This is a genomic window from Streptomyces sp. NPDC003034 (assembly GCF_053591375.1).
In genome coordinates this window covers 1-16560 of the sequence record NZ_JBSFTS010000013.1, presented here as the reverse complement: position 1 = coordinate 16560, position 16560 = coordinate 1, and the positions used below count along the sequence as shown (strand labels likewise).

Annotated in this window: 17 protein-coding genes; 9 read left to right on the top strand and 8 right to left on the bottom strand. The window is 71.1% G+C overall.

The annotated features are described in order from the left end of the window. Positions 1-135: 135 nt before the first annotated feature. The 4 genes from nhaA to ACWDX7_RS15510 all read left to right on the top strand — a co-directional run bounded on the left by nhaA (position 136) and on the right by ACWDX7_RS15510 (position 3339). Complete coding sequence (gene nhaA / locus ACWDX7_RS15525) at positions 136-1560, top strand: Na+/H+ antiporter NhaA (protein WP_451491439.1); 1425 nt, start codon at positions 136-138, stop codon at positions 1558-1560. Positions 1561-1612: 52 nt separating this feature from the next. After that, positions 1613-2071 carry a phage holin family protein gene (locus ACWDX7_RS15520; RefSeq protein WP_451491440.1) on the top strand — a complete coding sequence of 153 codons (459 nt, stop codon included), beginning with the start codon at positions 1613-1615 and terminating at the stop codon, positions 2069-2071. Further along, the gene (locus ACWDX7_RS15515) at positions 2068-3036 is read left to right on the top strand and encodes an alpha/beta fold hydrolase (RefSeq protein WP_451491441.1); all 969 of its coding nucleotides are present in this window, start codon (positions 2068-2070) and stop codon (positions 3034-3036) included. Before ACWDX7_RS15520 ends, ACWDX7_RS15515 begins: the two co-directional genes overlap by 4 nt. A 129-nt stretch (positions 3037-3165) precedes the next feature. Continuing rightward, positions 3166-3339: a hypothetical protein gene (locus tag ACWDX7_RS15510; protein WP_451491442.1), complete on the top strand. Its 174-nt coding sequence runs from the start codon at positions 3166-3168 to the stop codon at positions 3337-3339. 114 nt (positions 3340-3453) lie between these two features. On the opposite strand, the gene ACWDX7_RS15505 is transcribed toward ACWDX7_RS15510, so the two are convergent. The 3 genes from ACWDX7_RS15505 to nth form a co-directional block, all read right to left on the bottom strand. Further along, positions 3454-4656 (bottom strand): MarP family serine protease, encoded by a 1203-nt coding sequence (locus ACWDX7_RS15505; protein WP_451491443.1) that lies wholly within the window; start codon positions 4654-4656, stop codon positions 3454-3456. A gap of 13 nt (positions 4657-4669) precedes the next feature. After that, a complete protein-coding gene (locus ACWDX7_RS15500; RefSeq protein ID WP_451491444.1) occupies positions 4670-5383 on the bottom strand; it encodes an NUDIX hydrolase in 714 nt (237 codons plus the stop codon). Positions 5384-5500: 117 nt separating this feature from the next. Then, positions 5501-6349 carry an endonuclease III gene (nth, locus tag ACWDX7_RS15495; RefSeq protein ID WP_451491457.1) on the bottom strand — a complete coding sequence of 283 codons (849 nt, stop codon included), beginning with the start codon at positions 6347-6349 and terminating at the stop codon, positions 5501-5503. A 270-nt stretch (positions 6350-6619) separates the two neighbouring features. On the opposite strand from nth, the gene ACWDX7_RS15490 reads away from it, so the two are divergent. Together ACWDX7_RS15490 and ACWDX7_RS15485 are read left to right on the top strand one after the other, a co-directional pair. Continuing rightward, a complete protein-coding gene (locus ACWDX7_RS15490; protein ID WP_003981529.1) occupies positions 6620-7294 on the top strand; it encodes a Crp/Fnr family transcriptional regulator in 675 nt (224 codons plus the stop codon). A 145-nt stretch (positions 7295-7439) separates the two neighbouring features. Continuing rightward, positions 7440-8255: a nucleotidyltransferase domain-containing protein gene (locus ACWDX7_RS15485; RefSeq protein ID WP_451491445.1), complete on the top strand. Its 816-nt coding sequence runs from the start codon at positions 7440-7442 to the stop codon at positions 8253-8255. A 70-nt stretch (positions 8256-8325) separates the two neighbouring features. Here the strand turns inward: ACWDX7_RS15485 and ACWDX7_RS15480 are convergent, their stop codons facing one another. The 4 genes from ACWDX7_RS15480 to ACWDX7_RS15465 all read right to left on the bottom strand — a co-directional run bounded on the left by ACWDX7_RS15480 (position 8326) and on the right by ACWDX7_RS15465 (position 10836). After that, a complete protein-coding gene (locus tag ACWDX7_RS15480) occupies positions 8326-9171 on the bottom strand; it encodes an MBL fold metallo-hydrolase (protein WP_451491446.1) in 846 nt (281 codons plus the stop codon). Next, complete coding sequence (locus ACWDX7_RS15475; RefSeq protein ID WP_451491447.1) at positions 9168-10070, bottom strand: NUDIX hydrolase; 903 nt, start codon at positions 10068-10070, stop codon at positions 9168-9170. Before ACWDX7_RS15475 ends, ACWDX7_RS15480 begins: the two co-directional genes overlap by 4 nt. Before the next feature lie 134 nt (positions 10071-10204). Next, a complete protein-coding gene (locus tag ACWDX7_RS15470) occupies positions 10205-10678 on the bottom strand; it encodes a RidA family protein (RefSeq protein WP_451491448.1) in 474 nt (157 codons plus the stop codon). After that, positions 10675-10836 carry a DUF4177 domain-containing protein gene (locus tag ACWDX7_RS15465; RefSeq protein WP_007264966.1) on the bottom strand — a complete coding sequence of 54 codons (162 nt, stop codon included), beginning with the start codon at positions 10834-10836 and terminating at the stop codon, positions 10675-10677. Before ACWDX7_RS15465 ends, ACWDX7_RS15470 begins: the two co-directional genes overlap by 4 nt. 85 nt (positions 10837-10921) lie before the next feature. Between ACWDX7_RS15465 and ACWDX7_RS15460 the strand changes: the two genes are divergently transcribed. Both ACWDX7_RS15460 and ACWDX7_RS15455 read left to right on the top strand, forming a co-directional pair. Then, complete coding sequence (locus ACWDX7_RS15460) at positions 10922-11911, top strand: ArsA family ATPase (RefSeq protein ID WP_451491449.1); 990 nt, start codon at positions 10922-10924, stop codon at positions 11909-11911. Continuing rightward, on the top strand, positions 11908-13338 hold the full coding sequence (locus ACWDX7_RS15455) for an ArsA family ATPase (protein WP_451491450.1): 1431 nt from the start codon (positions 11908-11910) through the stop codon (positions 13336-13338). The genes ACWDX7_RS15460 and ACWDX7_RS15455 overlap by 4 nt, the downstream gene beginning before the upstream one ends. A 41-nt stretch (positions 13339-13379) precedes the next feature. Here ACWDX7_RS15455 and ACWDX7_RS15450 read toward each other — a convergent pair whose 3' ends face one another. Next, entirely contained in the window at positions 13380-13736 is a 357-nt protein-coding gene (locus tag ACWDX7_RS15450) for a WhiB family transcriptional regulator (protein ID WP_451491458.1), read from the bottom strand. Positions 13737-14132: 396 nt separating this feature from the next. Here ACWDX7_RS15450 and ACWDX7_RS15445 point away from each other — a divergent pair, with 396 nt between their 5' ends. Further along, a complete protein-coding gene (locus ACWDX7_RS15445; RefSeq protein ID WP_451491451.1) occupies positions 14133-16424 on the top strand; it encodes a transglycosylase domain-containing protein in 2292 nt (763 codons plus the stop codon). Positions 16425-16560 lie beyond the last annotated feature (136 nt).

Below are 16560 nucleotides of genomic sequence, written 5' to 3'. Positions count from 1 at the left end.
AAGTGAAGATCGCCGGATGCGCCCTTACATGCGCCCCTGTAAAATATTCAAAGCGTAAAGAAAGACCACAGGGTGCGCCGGGAAGTCTGGTCGGCAACTGCTTCGTCATGCCGTCGACCAACCGGAGGCCACCTCGTGAGCGCGCCCGCACCCACCGACGACCGGAGCCGGACCCCGAGCCGCAAGGTGCTCGGCCGGCTGTCGTTCCCCGAGAGCCGCTTCGTAGCCGAAGCCCTGCGCACCGAGACCGTCGGTGGTGTGCTGCTCCTGCTGGCCGCGATCGCCGCCCTGGTGTGGGCCAACACCCCGGCCCTCTCGGACGGCTACGAGAGCGTCCGCTCCCTCCACATCGGCCCCTCCGCCCTCGGCCTGGACCTCTCGCTCCAGCACTGGGCGGCCGACGGCCTGCTCGCCGTCTTCTTCTTCGTCGCCGGCATCGAGCTCAAGCGCGAGCTCGTGGCGGGTGACCTGCGCGACGCCAGGGCGGCCGCGCTCCCGGTGATCGCCGCCCTCTGCGGCATGGCCGCGCCCGCGCTGGTGTACGTCCTGGTCAACACCTTCGGCAACGGATCGATGGACGGCTGGGCCGTGCCCACCGCCACCGACATCGCCTTCGCGCTCGCCGTCCTCGCGGTCATCGGCACCTCGCTGCCCTCCGCGCTGCGCGCCTTCCTGCTGACCCTCGCCGTCGTCGACGACCTCTTCGCCATCCTGATCATCGCGGTCTTCTTCACCAGCGACATCAACTTCCCCGCGCTCGCCGGCGCGGTCGCGGGCCTGGTGCTCTTCTGGTTCCTGCTGCGCAAGAACGTCCGCGGCTGGTACGTCTACCTGCCGCTCGCCCTGGTCGTCTGGGGCCTGATGTACAACAGCGGCGTGCACGCCACCATCGCGGGCGTCGCCATGGGCCTGATGCTGCGCTGCACCCGCGCGGACGGCGAGCACCACTCCCCGGGCGAGCGCATCGAGCACCTCGTCCGGCCCGTCTCGGCCGGTCTGGCCGTGCCCCTCTTCGCGCTGTTCGCCGCCGGCGTCTCCCTTTCCGGCGGGGCCATCGGACAGGTCTTCAGCCGGCCCGAGACCCTCGGCGTCGTCCTCGGCCTGGTCGTCGGCAAGGCCGTCGGCATCTTCGGCGGCACCTGGCTGGCGGCCCGTTTCACCAAGGCCGAGCTGAACGACGACCTCGCCTGGCCGGACGTGTTCGCCGTGGCCATACTCGCCGGCATCGGCTTCACCGTCTCCCTCCTGATCGGCGAGCTCGCCTTCGCCGGCGATCAGGTCCTCACCGACGAGGTGAAGGCCGCCGTCCTGATCGGCTCCCTCATCGCCGCCGTACTCGCGGGGGCCATGCTCAAGCTCCGCAACCGCACGTACAAGGCGCTTACGGAGGCCGAGGAGCGCGACGAGGACAACGACGGCATCCCCGACATCTACGAGGAGGGCCAGCCCGAATACCACCTCCGGATGGCGAGGATCTACGAGGAGAGGGCCGCGGAACACCGCCGGAAGGCCGAGACCGCGGCAGTCGGGTCCACCAACAAGGGCGACCGTCCGGCATGATCGGACACACGCGGAGGAAGCCGCCGCCGGCAGACGACAGAGGGAGAGAGCGATGAGCGCAGTGGACCAAGAGGCGCAGGGAGCCGAGCGCACACTCGGCCAGCTGGTCGCCTCGGCCACCGCCGAGATGTCCGCCCTGGTACACGACGAGATCGCCCTCGCCAAGGCGGAACTGCGCCTGGACGTCAAGCGCGCGGGCATCGGCGGCGGCGCGGCCGTCGTCGCGGGCGTGCTCGTGCTCTTCTCCCTGCCGGTCCTGAGCTTCGCCGCGGCCTACGGACTCCACAACCTCGGACTGCCGCTGTGGGCGTCGTTCCTGATCGTCGGCGGGGCGTTCTGGCTGATCGCGGCGCTGCTCGGGCTGATCGCCGTACGCAAGTTCAAGAAGGTCAAGCCGCCGGAGAAGTCCATCGCCTCCGTCAAGCGGACGGCGGCGCTCGTCGGGACGGTCAAGCCGCACCCGCGGCCGGTCAGTGACAAGGCTGTGGGTGTGGCACGCTCGTCTTCATGACAGCGTCCACCCCCGACTTCGGCAATCCCCCCACCGCTGCCACGGCGGTACGGCTCGACCTCCCGGGCGGGAGAACCGTGACGCACCGGGACGTCGCCGCCAACGGCGCCCGTTTCCACGTCGCCGAGCTCGGTGACGGGCCGCTGGTGCTGCTGCTGCACGGTTTCCCGCAGTTCTGGTGGACCTGGCGCCACCAGCTGACCGCGCTCGCCGACGCCGGATACCGCGCGGTCGCGATGGACCTGCGCGGAGTGGGCGGCAGCGACCGCACCCCGCGCGGCTACGACCCGGCCAACCTGGCCCTCGACATCACCGGGGTCGTACGGTCCCTCGGCGAGCCGGACGCCGCGCTGGTCGGGCACGACCTGGGCGGTTACCTGGCCTGGACGGCGGCCGTGATGCGGCCCAAGCTGGTGCGCCGGCTCGTCGTCTCCTCCATGCCGCATCCGCGCCGCTGGCGTTCGGCGATGCTCTCGGACTTCGGGCAGACGCGGGCGAGTTCGCACATCTGGGGCTTCCAGCGGCCGTTCCTGCCGGAGCGGCAGCTCGTCGCGGACGACGGGGCGCTCGTGGGCGAGCTGATCCGGGACTGGTCGGGTCCCCGGCTCCAGGACGAGTCGGCGGACGAGGCCCTCGCCGTCTACCGGCGGGCCATGTGCATCCCGTCCACCGCGCACTGCTCGATCGAGCCGTACCGCTGGATGATGCGCTCGATGGCGCGCCCCGACGGGCTGCAGTTCAACCGCCGGATGAAGCGGCCGGTGCGGGTCCCGACGCTGCACCTGCACGGCTCGCTCGATCCGGTGATGCGCACGCGCAGTGCGGCCGGGTCCGGGGAGTACGTCGAAGCCCCGTACCGCTGGCGGCTGTTCGACGGTCTCGGCCACTTCCCGCACGAGGAGGATCCCGTCGCCTTCTCGACCGAGCTGGTGAACTGGCTGCGGGATCCGGAGCCCGACCGCTGACGGACCGTCAGACGTGCGCGCGCGCCCGGTCGTACGACTGTCCGACAAGCATTCAATTGCCCGGCGCATACGCCAATTGGCCGCCCCGGACGGGATTACCGACCTTGGGGCACGGGCACAGCTCGGAGTATGAGCTGGACGCACGACTACGGTGACACCGCACACGAACGCCGCTCGGCAGTGACGCCGGGCACCCAGGAGAGGCCGGGCCGGCCCGGCCACGACCTCCGGCTCGGGATCCCCCGCATCCTGCGCCGCCGGGCCCGCTGGGTCTCGGCGCGCCTGCGCCACCCGCGGACGTAGAGACCCCCTCGCGGCCGTACGCGCGCCCGCGGACCGGAAGCGTGCCCGTACGCGCTTCCGCGGACCTGGGCCACGCCCCCTCCGGTCCGTACGGGCGACCCGTGCCCGTACGGCTCACAGGGCGCAGCCCTGGCTTTCGACCCGGCGGTCGGCGATCCTGCCGATGCGGATGTCGTCGCGGATCTCGTCCGCCGTCAGCGCGTAACCGGTGTTCGGGTCGTCCAGCGACTTCGCGAAGATGACCCCGTACACCTTGCCGTCGGGCGTCAGCAGCGGGCCGCCGGAGTTGCCCTGGCGGACCGTCGCGTACAGCGAGTAGACGTCCCGGCGGACCGTACCGCGGTGGTAGATGTCGGGGCCGCTGGCATTGATCCGGCCGCGGACGCGGGCCGCGCGGACGTCGTACGCACCGTTCTCCGGGAAGCCGGCGACGATCGCGTCGCTGCCGCTCACCGCGTCCCTGTCGGAGAACTCCAGCGGCGGCGCCTTCAGCTTGGGCACGTCGAGGACGGCGATGTCGCGCTCCCAGTCGTAGAGCACGACCTTGCCGTCATACAGCCTGCCCTCGCCGCCGACCTGCACGGTCGGCTCGCCGACCCCGCCGACGACGTGCGCGTTGGTCATCACCCTGCCGGGGGCGAAGACGAAGCCGGTGCCCTCCAGCACCTTGCTGCAGCTGGGCGCGGTGCCGACGACCTTCACGATCGAGCGCTTGGCCTGCTCGGCGACGGGGCTGCCGGCGAGCGCCGGGTCGGGCGCCTTGACCTCGGTGATGGGCTCGTTCGAGAACGGGCTGAACACCTGGGGGAACCCGTTGCGCGCCAGAGTCGAACTGAACTCCGAGAACCAGGTGTTCGCCTGGTCGGGCAGCACCCGCGACACGCCGAGGAGCACTTTGGAGTTGCGGACCTCCTTGCCCAGGGTGGGAAGCGAGGTCCCGGCGAGTGCGGAACCGATCAGCCAGGCCACCAGCAGCATCGCGACCACATTGACGAGCGCGCCGCCGGTCGCGTCGAGCGCGCGCGCCGGCGACCAGGTGATGTGGCGCCTGAGCCTGCTGCCGAGATGGGTGGTGAAGGCCTGGCCGACCGAGGCGCAGATGATGATCACAACCACGGTGATGACCACGACCGTGGTGGACACCTGGGTGCCGTTGTCGGTCACCCGGTCCCAGATCAGCGGAACCAGGGAAACGGCGATGAGACCGCCGCCGAGGAAGCCGATCACCGACAGGATGCCGACGACGAACCCCTGGCGGTAGCCGACGATCGCGAACCACACGGCAGCGAGCAACAACAGGATGTCCAGCACGTTCACGTGGGCCACCGTCTCATGCGTGCCAGTCGAGCGGGACGTGGCGCGAGCGGTCCCAGGGGCGCTCCCAGCCCGCGAAGTGCAGCAGCCGGTCGATCACCCCGGCGGTGAAACCCCAGACCAGGGCCGATTCGACCGTGAACGCGGGGCCTTGGTAGCCGCCGGGGTGGACGACGGTGACACGGTGCTCCGGATCCGCGAGATCGGCCACCGGAACCGTGAAGACGCGGGCCGTCTCGGCCGGGTCCACGACGCCGACCGGGCTCGGCTCGCGCCACCAGCCGAGGACCGGGGTCACGACGAACCCGCTCACGGGGATGTACAGGCGGGGCAGCACCCCGAAGAGCTGGACGCCCGCGGGGTCCAGGCCGGTCTCCTCCTCGGCCTCCCGCAGCGCGGCCCGCAGCGGGCCGGTGGTCAGCGGGTCGCCGTCCCCCGGGTCGAGGGCGCCACCGGGGAAGGAGGGCTGGCCGGCATGCGAGCGCAGGGTGCCGGAGCGCTCCATGAGCAGCAGCTCCGGGCCGCGGGCGCCCTCGCCGAACAGGATGAGCACGGCGGACTGGCGGCCGCCGCCGTCCTCGGGCGGCAGGAACCGGCTGAGCTGGCGCGGCTCGACGGTGCGGGCGGCCGCCGCGACGGGCTCCAGCCAGCTGGGCAGCCCGTCGGTGCTGACGGCCAGGCCGCCGCCCTCGCGGGCCGCCGTGGCCTCGTCCCGTGTACCGCGCGTCATAGGCACCCCTGTCCGTGTTCCCCCGCACCGCCAACGCGGTCCGGGTACCGATTCGTTCCTACCGCCTCGGCGCCGCCGCCGACGCCCTTTCCGGTCGGCCGCCGCGCAGCGCCGGCCTCAACCTCCGGCGGGGCCGGAGCCGCCGAGCGGCGGGGCCGGCCGCCCCGGGTAGTCCGACGGCGGGCTCAGGCGCTGGCCCGGGTACCCGCCCATCTCGTACTTGAGCAGCTTCTTCGCCTTCTCCGGGTCGGTCTCGCCCTCCCCGTACGCCGGGCACAGAGGGGCGATCGCGCAGGCGCCGCACGCGGGCTTGCGCGCATGGCAGACCCGGCGCCCGTGGAAGATGACGCGGTGCGAGAGCATCGTCCACTCGCTCTTCGGGAAGATCGCGCAGATCTCCTCCTCGACCTTCTCCGGGTCCTCCTGCTCCGTCCACTTCCAGCGGCGGACCAGCCGCCCGAAGTGGGTGTCCACGGTTATCCCGGGGACACCGAAGGCATTGCCGAGGACCACATTGGCGGTCTTGCGGCCCACCCCGGGCAGGGTCACCAGGTCGTCGAGGCGGCCCGGGACCTCGCCGCCGAAGTTGTCCCGCAGCGCCTGGGAGAGGCCGAGCAGGGCCTTGGACTTGGCCCGGAAGAATCCGGTCGGCCGGATGATCTCCTCCAGATCCTCCGGGGCGGCCGCCGCCATGTCCTCGGGAGTCGGGTAGGCGGCGAAGAGGGCCGGGGTCGTCTGGTTCACCCGCAGGTCGGTGGTCTGCGCGGACAGCACCGTGGCGACCAGCAGCTCGAAGGGATTGCGGAAGTCCAGCTCCGGATGGGCGTACGGATAGATCTCGGCCAGCTCGCGGTTGATGCGGCGCGCGCGGCGCACCATGGCCAGGCGGGATTCCGGCCCGGCGGCCTTGGGTTTCTTGGCCGAAGCTTTGCCCGGGGGGCTCGGCGAAGCTTCCCCGGACGCCATCGTGGGGGTATGTTCGCCCACGGCTGAATTATGGGCCGCCGTCACTCCGGCGGACCCCTTGGCCTGTGCTCTCACCGGCTTATTGGACACCCGGCCAGCCTAAGGCCGGTCGCTGACACCCGCCCGGACCTCAGGTAACACCGCCCCGATCGGTCTCCCGCCGCACAGCACACGCGTACGTCCGGCATCCTTGTGACTGATCGCACTGTTTGAGCCGTCCGGCAAAATGGGGAGCGGTCCCCTGAGCCGGTCGACATAGGAGAGAGATTCGTGGACGACGTTCTGCGGCGCGCCCCGCTCTTCGCGGCGCTCGATGACGAGCAGGCCGCGGAGCTCCGCGCCTCCATGGGCGAGGTGACCCTCGCACGCGGTGACGCCCTGTTCCACGAGGGCGACCCCGGTGACCGGCTGTATGTCGTGACCGAGGGCAAGGTGAAGCTCCACCGCACCTCGCCGGACGGCCGCGAGAACATGCTGGCCGTCCTCGGCCCCGGCGAGCTGATCGGCGAGCTGTCGCTCTTCGACCCGGGCCCGCGCACCGCCACCGCCACCGCCCTCACCGAGGTCAAGCTGCTCGGTCTGGGACACGGCGACCTCCAGCCGTGGCTGAACGCCCGGCCCGAGGTCGCGACCGCGCTGCTGCGCGCCGTCGCCCGGCGCCTGCGCAAGACCAACGACCAGATGTCCGACCTGGTCTTCTCCGATGTCCCCGGCCGTGTGGCGCGGGCGCTCCTCGACCTGTCGCGCCGCTTCGGCGTGCAGTCGGAGGAGGGCATCCACGTCGTGCACGACCTGACGCAGGAGGAGCTCGCCCAGCTCGTCGGCGCCTCGCGCGAGACCGTGAACAAGGCTCTGGCCGACTTCGCGGGCCGCGGCTGGCTGCGCCTGGAAGCCCGCGCGGTCATCCTGCTGGACGTGGAGCGCCTCGCGAAGCGGTCCCGCTGACGCCACCGCCCGTCTCCGCCGAGAGGGTCCTGCCCGTACGCCGGGCGGGGCCCTCTCGCGCGTCCGGACGCCGCGCCGTCGCCGGCGGCGCGGCCGCGTGAACCCCCGGCACAGCGGCCGCGTGAACCCCCGGCACAGTAGAGGCATGGGACACAGAGGGCTGGACGCGGACGGGTACTTCGAGCGCGAGGGATCCCTCGGGCGGGTGCCGGCCGACTTCGCGGGAGTCGTCGCGGCCGCGCGGGAGCGCGTCGCGGAGGCGTACGGGCGGCGGCTGCACAGCGCGTACCTGTACGGGTCCGTGCCGCGGGGGACGGCCCGGCCGGGGCGGTCCGACCTCGACCTGCTGCTCGCCCTGCACCACGAGCCCGCCGACGAGGACCGGGACACCGCCGAGGTGCTGGCGCGCGGGCTCGACGAGGACTTCCCGCAGATCGACGGGGTGGGCCTGCTGCTGTACGGCAAGGAGACGCTGCTGAGCGAGCGGGAACGCCACGACCTGGGCTGGTTCCTCGCCTGCCTCTGCACCCCCCTGCTCGGCGCGGACCTGGCCGAGCACCTGCCCCGCTACCGCCCGGACAGCCTGCTCGCGCGGGAGACCAACGGCGACCTGGCCGACGTACTGCCCCGGTGGCGGGCGAGCGTACGGGAGGCGTCCACCGCGGAGGAGTACCGCCGGCTGAGCCGGTTCTTCGCGCGGCACCTGGTGCGCACCGCCTTCACGCTCATCATGCCGCGGTGGGGCGGCTGGACCAGCGACCTGGCCGAATCCGCGGAGATCTTCGGCCGCTACTACCCCCAGCGCGCGGCGCAGGTGCGGGCGGCCGCCGCCGTGGCCCTGGACCCGGTCGCCGACCCGGCGGTGCTCCACGGCTACACCGAGGACCTCGGACCGTGGCTGGCGCACGAGTACACCGCCCGGCACGGCACGAAGAGCCCTCGCCGCGTCCTGTCGTCCTAGGAAGCCGAGGAGTCGAGGAGCCGAGGAGTCGAGGCCCCTTACCGGCAGGACGAGCACGGGAAGAGCGTGGTCACTCCGGGCCCCCCGGGATCAGTCCGTGATCTTGCAGGTACTCCAGCTGCGCCCGGACGGACCATTCCGCGGCCGGCCACAGCGAGCGGTCCACATCCGCGTAGACGTGGGCGACGATCGCCTCGGCCGTGGTGAAGCCGTCCTCGACCGCCGTCTCGATCTGGGCGAGGCGGTGCGCCCGATGGGCCAGGTAGTACTCCACGGCCCCCTGAGCGTCGTCCAGGACGGGCCCGTGGCCCGGCAGGACCGTGTGGACGCCGTCGTCCACGGTCAGCGAGCGCAGCCGGCGCAGGGAGTCCAGGTAGTCGCCCAGGCGGCCGTCGGGGTGCGCCACGACGGCCGTGCCGCGGCCGAGCACGGTGTCGCCCGTCAGGACGGCCCGGTCGGCGGGCAGGTGGAAGCAGAGCGAGTCGGCGGTGTGGCCGGGGGTCGGCACGACGCCCAGCTCCAGCCCGCCGGTCCGGATCACGTTCCCGGCGGCGAGCCCCTCGTCGCCGAGGCGCAGGGCCGGGTCCAGCGCGCGGACCTTGGTACCGGTGAGCTCTGCGAACCGGCCGGCGCCCGCGGCGTGGTCGGGGTGGCCGTGGGTGAGCAGGGTGAGCGCGATCCGCTTGCCCGCCCGCTCGGCGGCGGCGATGACCGCGCGCAGGTGCCCGTCGTCCAGCGGCCCGGGGTCGATGACGACGGCCAGGTCGGAACCGGGTTCGGAGACGAGCCAGGTGTTGGTGCCGTCCAGGGTCATCGCGGAGGCGTTCGGAGCCAGGACGTTGACCGCACGGGCGGTGGCGGGGCCGGAGGTGACCACTCCGCGGGGCTGGCCGGGCAGTGCGGCGGCTTCGGTCATGCGCTGCCTCCCGAACGGACGCGCTTGGTGAACTCATCGTGGCCCGGCCAGCTGAGCACCACCTCGCCGTCCTCCAGGACGGCCCGGGCGAGGACCGGCGCGAGGTCCTGGGCCGAGGCCGCCGCGAGCGCTTCGGCGGCGCTCCCGTACGGCTCCAGGGAACGCAGGGTGGAGATGGTGGGCGGCATCATCAGCAGCTCGCCCGCGTCGTAGCCCGCGGCCGCGTCGGCCGGGCGGATCCACACGGTCCGGTCGGCCTCGGTCGAGGCGTTGCGGGTGCGCTGGCCCTCCGGGAGGGCGGCGACGAAGAACCACGTGTCGTACCGGCGGGGCTCGAACTCCGGGGTGATCCAGCGCGCCCACGCCCCGAGGAGGTCGGAGCGCAGCCGCAGACCGCGGCGGTCGAGGAACTCGGCGAAGGACAGCTCCCGCGCCACGAGGGCCTGCCGGTCGGCCTCCCAGTCGTCACCGGTGGTGTCCCCGACGACGGTGTCCGGGCTCTCCCCGGCGAGCAGGACGCCCGACTCCTCGAAGGTCTCCCGTACGGCGCCGCACACGATGGCCTGGGCGACGGCCGGTTCCGTGCCGAGCCGCGCCGCCCACACGTCCCGGCCGGGTCCGGCCCAGCCCACGAGGTGGTCCTGGTCTCGGGGGTCGACGCCCCCGCCGGGATACGCGTACGCGCCTCCCGCGAAGGCCATGGAGGCCCGTCTGCGCAGCATGTGCACGACGGGACCGGCCGGGGTGTCGCGCAGCAGCATCACGGTGGCGGCGCGCCTCGGCCGTACCGGGGTGAGCGAGCCGTCCGCGAGAGCGCGGATCCGGTCGGGCCACTCCGGCGGGTACCACTGGCCGCCGGGGGTGGCGCGCGGCGGCTGGCTGTGCTGACCATTCGGCATGGCCGGATGCTACGGCCATCCGGCCCGATGTTCGAGGTCGCCCCGCGTCGCCCGGCGCTACGCCGCGTCGCCCGGCCGCCGCCCGCGCCCCTGCCGGGACGCGGTCGCGGCGTCAGGCAGACGCTGGTACCCCGTCAGGCAGAGGGGTCCAGCTCGACCTGGATCTCGATCTCGACCGGCGCATCCAGCGGGAGCACCGCCACGCCCACCGCGCTGCGCGCGTGGACGCCCTTATCGCCGAGGACCGCGCCCAGGAGCTCGCTCGCGCCGTTCAGCACGCCCGGCTGGCCCGTGAAGTCCGGGGCCGAGGCGACGAAGCCGACCACCTTGACGACACGCGCGATCTTGTCGAGGTCACCGACGACCGACTTGACTGCGGCGAGAGCGTTCAGCGCGCAGGTCGCGGCGAGCTGCTTGGCCTGCTCCGCCGAGACCTCGGCGCCGACCTTGCCGGTGACCGGCAGGCTCCCCTTGATCATCGGCAGTTGGCCCGCGGTGTACACGTACCCGCCCGACCGCACGGCCGGCTGGTAGGCGGCCAGCGGCGGGACGACCTCGGGCAGGGTCAGCCCGAGCTCGGCGATCTTCGCCTCGATGACGCCGGTCATGCCTTCTCCCGCTTGAGGTAGGCCACGAGCTGCTCGGGGTTGTTCGGCCCTGGCACGACCTGGACGAGCTCCCAGCCGTCCTCGCCCCAGGTGTCCAGGATCTGCTTGGTGGCGTGGACCAGCAGCGGGACGGTCGCGTATTCGAACTTCTTGGTCATGGGGGCGAGCGTAGTGCCTGTGGTGCGGGGCTCATGCGCGGCCCGGGAGACGAGTGGTTGAGCCGAGTGGTTAGGCTCGGACGCTGTGAGCAGGCTCCAGGTGGTCAGCGGCAAGGGCGGCACCGGCAAGACCACGGTCGCCGCGGCACTCGCGCTCGCCCTCGCACGCGAGGGCAAGCGGACTCTTCTCGTGGAGGTCGAGGGCAGACAAGGGCTCGCGCAGCTCTTCGGCGCCGAGGCGCTCCCCTACGAGGAGCGGAAGATCGCGGTGGCGCCCGGCGGGGGCGGTGAGGTGTTCGCTCTCGCCATCGACGCGGAGCGTGCGCTGCTCGACTACCTCCAGATGTTCTACAAACTGGGTTCGGCCGGACGCGCCCTCAAGAAGCTCGGCGCCATCGACTTCGCGACCACCATCGCGCCCGGGCTGCGGGACGTGCTGCTGACGGGCAAGGCCTGCGAGGCGGTGCGGCGCAAGGACAAGGCCGGCCGGTTCGTCTACGACCACGTCATCATGGACGCTCCGCCGACCGGGCGGATCACCCGGTTCCTGAACGTCAACGACGAGGTGGCGGGCCTGGCCCGCTTCGGTCCGATCCACCATCAGGCGCAGGCCGTCATGAAGGTGCTCAAGTCCCCCGAGACGGCCGTCCACCTGGTCACCCTCCTGGAGGAGATGCCCGTCCAGGAGACCGCGGACGGCATCGAGGAACTGCGCGCGGCCGGGCTGCCCGTCGGACGGGTCGTCGTCAACATGGTGCGACCGCACCACCTGGACGAGAACACCTTGCGCGCGGCGTCCGGTGAGCGCCGCGCCGAGGTCGCCAAGGCCCTTTCCCGGGCGGGCCTCGGCGGTGCGCGCCGAGGGGGCCTGGCCGAGCGGCTGGTGGACCCCCTGCTCGCGCAGGCGGCCGAGCACGCGAGCCGGGTGGAGCTGGAGCGCGCGCAGCGCACCGTACTGGCCGCCCTGCGCGTGCCGACGTACGAACTTCCCCTGCTCGGCGCGGGGATGGACCTGGCCGGGCTGTACGAGCTGGCGACGGAACTGCGCAAGCAGACGGAGACCGGGACCGAATGAGCGAGAGGGTGCAGACCGTGGGCCTGGACACACCACCGCGGCTGGCGGTCGACCGGCTGCTGGACGACCCGAAGACCCGGATCGTCGTGTGCTGCGGGGCGGGCGGGGTCGGCAAGACGACCACGGCCGCGGCGCTGGGCGTACGGGCGGCCGAGCGCGGGCGGAAGGTGGTCGTGCTCACGATCGACCCGGCGCGGCGGCTCGCGCAGTCGATGGGGATCGACTCGCTGGACAACACCCCGCGCCAGGTCGCCTCGGTGGGCGCCGACGGCGGTGAACTGCACGCCATGATGCTGGACATGAAGCGCACCTTCGACGAGATCGTCGAGGCGCACGCGGACGGGGAGCGGGCCCGGGCCATTCTCGCCAACCCCTTCTACCAGTCCCTGTCGGCCGGCTTCGCGGGCACGCAGGAGTACATGGCGATGGAGAAGCTGGGGCAGCTGCGGGCGCGGGACGACTGGGACCTGATCGTCGTGGACACCCCGCCGAGCCGGTCGGCGCTGGACTTCCTGGACGCGCCGAAGCGTCTGGGGTCCTTCCTGGACGGGAAGTTCATCCGCGTGCTGATGGCCCCGGCGAAGGTGGGCGGCCGAGCCGGGATGAAGTTCCTGAATGTCGGCATGTCGATGATGACGGGCACGCTCAGCAAGCTGATGGGCGCCTCGCTGCTGAAGGACGTGCAGACCTTCGTGGCCGCGATGGACACCATGTTCGGCGGTTTCCGCACCCGCGCGGACGCGACCTACCGGCTCCTGCAGGCTCCCGGCACCGCTTTCCTGGTGGTGGCCGCACCGGAACCGGATGCTTTGCGCGAAGCCGCGTACTTCGTGGAGCGGCTGGCGGCGGAGCAGATGCCGCTGGCCGGGCTGGTGTTGAACAGGGTGCACGGCAGCGAGGCTGAACAACTGTCGGCGGAACGGGCGCTGGCCGCCGCAGAGAATCTTGAAGAAGGCGGCATTGTCGATCAGGAGTCCGGGAAAGCTGGACTTCGTGACGCGGCCGCGGAAACCGCGAGGACCACCGGGAAGGACTCCCCCGAGCCCGACTCCCCCGGCGCCGGGACCCTCCCGGACGACGTGGGCGACGTGGAGCACGTGGACGAGGTGCAGCACGTGGGCGACGTCGAGTACGTGGACGAGGTCGAATACGTGGACGAGGTCGACGTGGTCGAGGTCGTGGACGAGGTCGACGTGGTCGAGGTCGACGGCATCACGGCGGAGGAGATCACTGCGGGCCTGCTGCGTCTGCACGCCGAGCGGATGCAGGTGATCGCCCGCGAGCATCGCACGCGCGATCGTTTCACCTCACTGCATCCCGAGGTGGCGGTGGCCGAAGTGGCCGCCCTGCCCGGCGATGTGCACGACCTCGCCGGGCTGCGGGCCATAGGAGAGCGACTCGCGGCCGGGGTTCCGGCCGGAGCGTGAGCGGTTCGTACGAGGTGGTGCGGACGAGGCGTGCGGGTGTTCTACCCGGCTGCCGCGTACGCCTCGTACGGAACGTCGACGCCGATCTCCGCGTCCGCATCCATGGTGAGGATGCCCGTGCTGCGCTCGTACTCCGTACGCGCGGTTTCGAGCAGCCGTCGCCACGAGGTGACGGTGGGACGCCGGCGCAGCAGTGCGCGTCGTTCCCGCTCGGTCATTCCGCCCCACACGCCGAACTCGACACGATTGTCGAGCGCGTCGGCGAGGCACTCGGTCCGCACCGGACATCCGGTGCACACCGCCTTGGCTCTGTTCTGTGCCGCTCCTTGAACGAACAGTTCATCCGGATCGGTAGTGCGGCAGGCTGCCTGCGCACTCCAGTCGGTAACCCAGCCCATCCCGGCGCCGTCCTCTCCCGAATCGAGGCTCCCCCACGGCGGCAGCGGCATATTCACCGCTACCAGTTGAGGACGTTACGGAAGGTAGACACAGCGCAACACCCCCGACGGGCCCAATCTTGAATGGTCCGAACGGACTATGGGTAAGCGGCAGATCACCCGACGGAGTGATCCGGCGACATGCCCGACCATTCTGGCGATTCGGGTGAAATCGGCAGAGTCTTCGCACCGTACGGTCAGCCCGAAGAGCGGGAATCAGACATCAGTTCACCCATTCGGGAAGGGTGAAAATCAAGCCGTGGGGTTGATGTCGCACCGCACTGCTGTGACAGTTGGGGACAGCTTAGGCCAAGGCATTCGCGCGTGTCCGGCGAATCAGAACGTAGGCTGCCCTCCATGGCAAAGAAGCGCTCGGGCGGCGGGCTCACGGGGAGCCAGCAGGCCGCCAAGTTCCTCGGAGTGTCCGTTCTCTCCGGAGTTGTACTGGCCGGCATCGCGATCCCGGGCGCAGGCGCCCTCGGACTGGCGGCCAAGGGCACGGTCGAGGGATTCGATGAGATCCCGGCCAATCTCAAGACTCCGCCGCTGAGCCAGCGGACCACGATTCTCGATGCCGAAGGTGGCTTGATCGCCACGGTCTATTCGCGCGACCGTCAGGTGGTCCCGCTGACGGCCATCTCCCCGTACATGCAGAAGGCGATCGTCGCGATCGAGGACTCGCGTTTCTATGAGCACGGCGCCGTCGACCTCAAGGGCATCCTGCGCGCGGTCAACCGCAACGCACAGGAAGGCGGCGCCGCACAGGGCGCCTCCACCCTTACTCAGCAGTATGTGAAGAACGTGTTCGTCGAAGAGGCCGGCGACGACGAGACGAAGGTGCGCGAGGCGCAGGAGAAGAGCCTCGGCCGCAAGATCCGCGAACTGAAGTACTCGATCCAGGTGGAAGAGGAGCTCGGGAAGAACAAGATCCTGGAGAACTACCTCAACATCACGTACTTCGGCCAGCAGGCCTACGGAATCGAATCCGCCGCCCAGCGCTACTTCAGCAAACCCGCCAAGGACCTGACCCTGGAGGAGTCGGCCCTGCTGGCCGGCCTCGTGCAGTCGCCGAGCCGGTACGACCCGGTGAACGACACTCAGGAGGCGATGAAGCGCCGCAACATCGTCCTCCAGCGGATGGCCGACATCAAGGACATCTCACAGGCGCAGGCCGACGCGGCGAAGGCGAACCCGGTCAACCTGAAGGTGACGCGCCCGAAGAACGGCTGCATCACCGCGGTCAAGGGCGCGGGCTTCTTCTGCGACTACGTGCGCAACTCCTTCCTGACCGACCCCGTCTTCGGCAAGACGCGCGAGGAGCGGGCGAAGGTCTGGAACCAGGGGGGCCTGACCGTACGGACGACCCTGGATCCGCAGTCGCAGGACGCGGCCAACGAGTCGATCAAGGATCACGTCTACCAGGAAGACGAGATCGCGACCGCCGTGACGCTGGTCGAGCCCGGTACGGGCCGGGTGCTGGCGATGGGTCAGTCCAAGCCGTACGGCTTCGGGAAGAACGAGACCCAGATCAACTACTCCGTCGACAAGCGGATGGGCGGATCCAACTTCGGCTTCCAGGTCGGATCGACCTTCAAGCCGTTCATCGCGGCGGCGGCCCTGGAGCAGGGCATGCCCCCGACGAAGGTGTACGCGGCGCCGAACCGGATGGACTACCCGAGCAACATCCCGCGCTGCGACGGTTCCGAGTACGTCAACACCACGAAGGAGACGGCGAAGAACGAGACCGAGGACGAGATCGGCCCCTATGCGCTGCGGACGGCCATGGAGAAGTCGATCAACACCTACTTCGTCGAGATGATCTCCGAGATCGGCCTCTGCCCGGTCGCGCAGATGACGCAGAAGCTGGGCGTGGTCCCGGCGAGCGGCGCGAAGCTCGCGGACGGTCCGGCCATCGCGCTCGGCTCGGAGGAGATGTCCCCGCTGACGATGGCCAACGCGTACGCGGCCTTCGCCAACCGCGGCGTCCACTGCACGCCGATCGCCATCGAGTCGATCACCGACGCGCACGGCAAGGCCCTCGCGGTGCCGAAGACGAAGTGCGAGCGGGCGATGTCGCAGAACACCGCCGACACCATCAACACTCTGCTGCGCGGTGTGGTCGACGCCGGTACCGGTGAGCGGGCCGGTCTGACCGACCGCGACAGCGCGGGCAAGACGGGTACGACGGACCACCGCTACAACGCCTGGTTCGTGGGCTACACCCCGAACATCTCCGGCGCGGTGTGGGTCGGCTCCGGTGGTGCGCGGAAGATCACGATGGAGGACATCATGATCGGCGGCAGGTCCTACGACAAGGTCTTCGGCGGCGGCCTGCCCGGCCCCATCTGGAAGGACGCGGTCACCGGCGCGCTGTCCGGGCGCGAATCAGCCGACTTCACCACGGTCAGCATCCCGGACGCCGCGGCCGGCTCCGGACCGGCCGGCGGGAAGCCGACCACGACGCCGGTCAATCCCGGCAAGCCCGCGAAGCCCGGCAGGCAGGGGGACGGCAAGCCCGGCGGGCGGCCGGGCGGGCAGGCGATCGCCGGGATGACCGGCGGCGCCGGCGGCGGGGGCGGCGATCCGGAGGACCCGTTCAGCGGGATCACGCTGGAGCCGGGGCTGCTCGGCGGCCGGGAGCAGCGGTAGCAGTACGGGGAAGAGCGGAGCGAGAGGGGCCCCGGCCGATGGGCGGTTTCTAGCGGTCGTTGCAACACGTGGTTGGTTTGATCAAGCTGCGAGTAGTTTATGCAGGCGCTCGGCTGGGGTTTCCCAGCCGAGCGTT

Bases quoted from the DNA above. Each gene is read 5' to 3' on its own strand.
- ACWDX7_RS15520 (WP_451491440.1), top strand. From the start codon at position 1,613: ATGAGCGCAGTGGACCAAGAGGCGCAGGGAGCCGAGCGCACACTCGGC.
- ACWDX7_RS15515 (WP_451491441.1), top strand. From the start codon at position 2,068: ATGACAGCGTCCACCCCCGACTTCGGCAATCCCCCCACCGCTGCCACG.
- ACWDX7_RS15510 (WP_451491442.1), top strand. From the start codon at position 3,166: ATGAGCTGGACGCACGACTACGGTGACACCGCACACGAACGCCGCTCG.
- ACWDX7_RS15500 (WP_451491444.1), bottom strand. From the start codon at position 5,383: ATGACGCGCGGTACACGGGACGAGGCCACGGCGGCCCGCGAGGGCGGC.
- nth (WP_451491457.1), bottom strand. From the start codon at position 6,349: ATGGCGTCCGGGGAAGCTTCGCCGAGCCCCCCGGGCAAAGCTTCGGCC.
- ACWDX7_RS15485 (WP_451491445.1), top strand. From the start codon at position 7,440: ATGGGACACAGAGGGCTGGACGCGGACGGGTACTTCGAGCGCGAGGGA.
- ACWDX7_RS15480 (WP_451491446.1), bottom strand. From the start codon at position 9,171: ATGACCGAAGCCGCCGCACTGCCCGGCCAGCCCCGCGGAGTGGTCACC.
- ACWDX7_RS15475 (WP_451491447.1), bottom strand. From the start codon at position 10,070: ATGCCGAATGGTCAGCACAGCCAGCCGCCGCGCGCCACCCCCGGCGGC.
- ACWDX7_RS15470 (WP_451491448.1), bottom strand. From the start codon at position 10,678: ATGACCGGCGTCATCGAGGCGAAGATCGCCGAGCTCGGGCTGACCCTG.
- ACWDX7_RS15465 (WP_007264966.1), bottom strand. From the start codon at position 10,836: ATGACCAAGAAGTTCGAATACGCGACCGTCCCGCTGCTGGTCCACGCC.
- ACWDX7_RS15455 (WP_451491450.1), top strand. From the start codon at position 11,908: ATGAGCGAGAGGGTGCAGACCGTGGGCCTGGACACACCACCGCGGCTG.
- ACWDX7_RS15450 (WP_451491458.1), bottom strand. From the start codon at position 13,736: ATGGGCTGGGTTACCGACTGGAGTGCGCAGGCAGCCTGCCGCACTACC.
- ACWDX7_RS15445 (WP_451491451.1), top strand. From the start codon at position 14,133: ATGGCAAAGAAGCGCTCGGGCGGCGGGCTCACGGGGAGCCAGCAGGCC.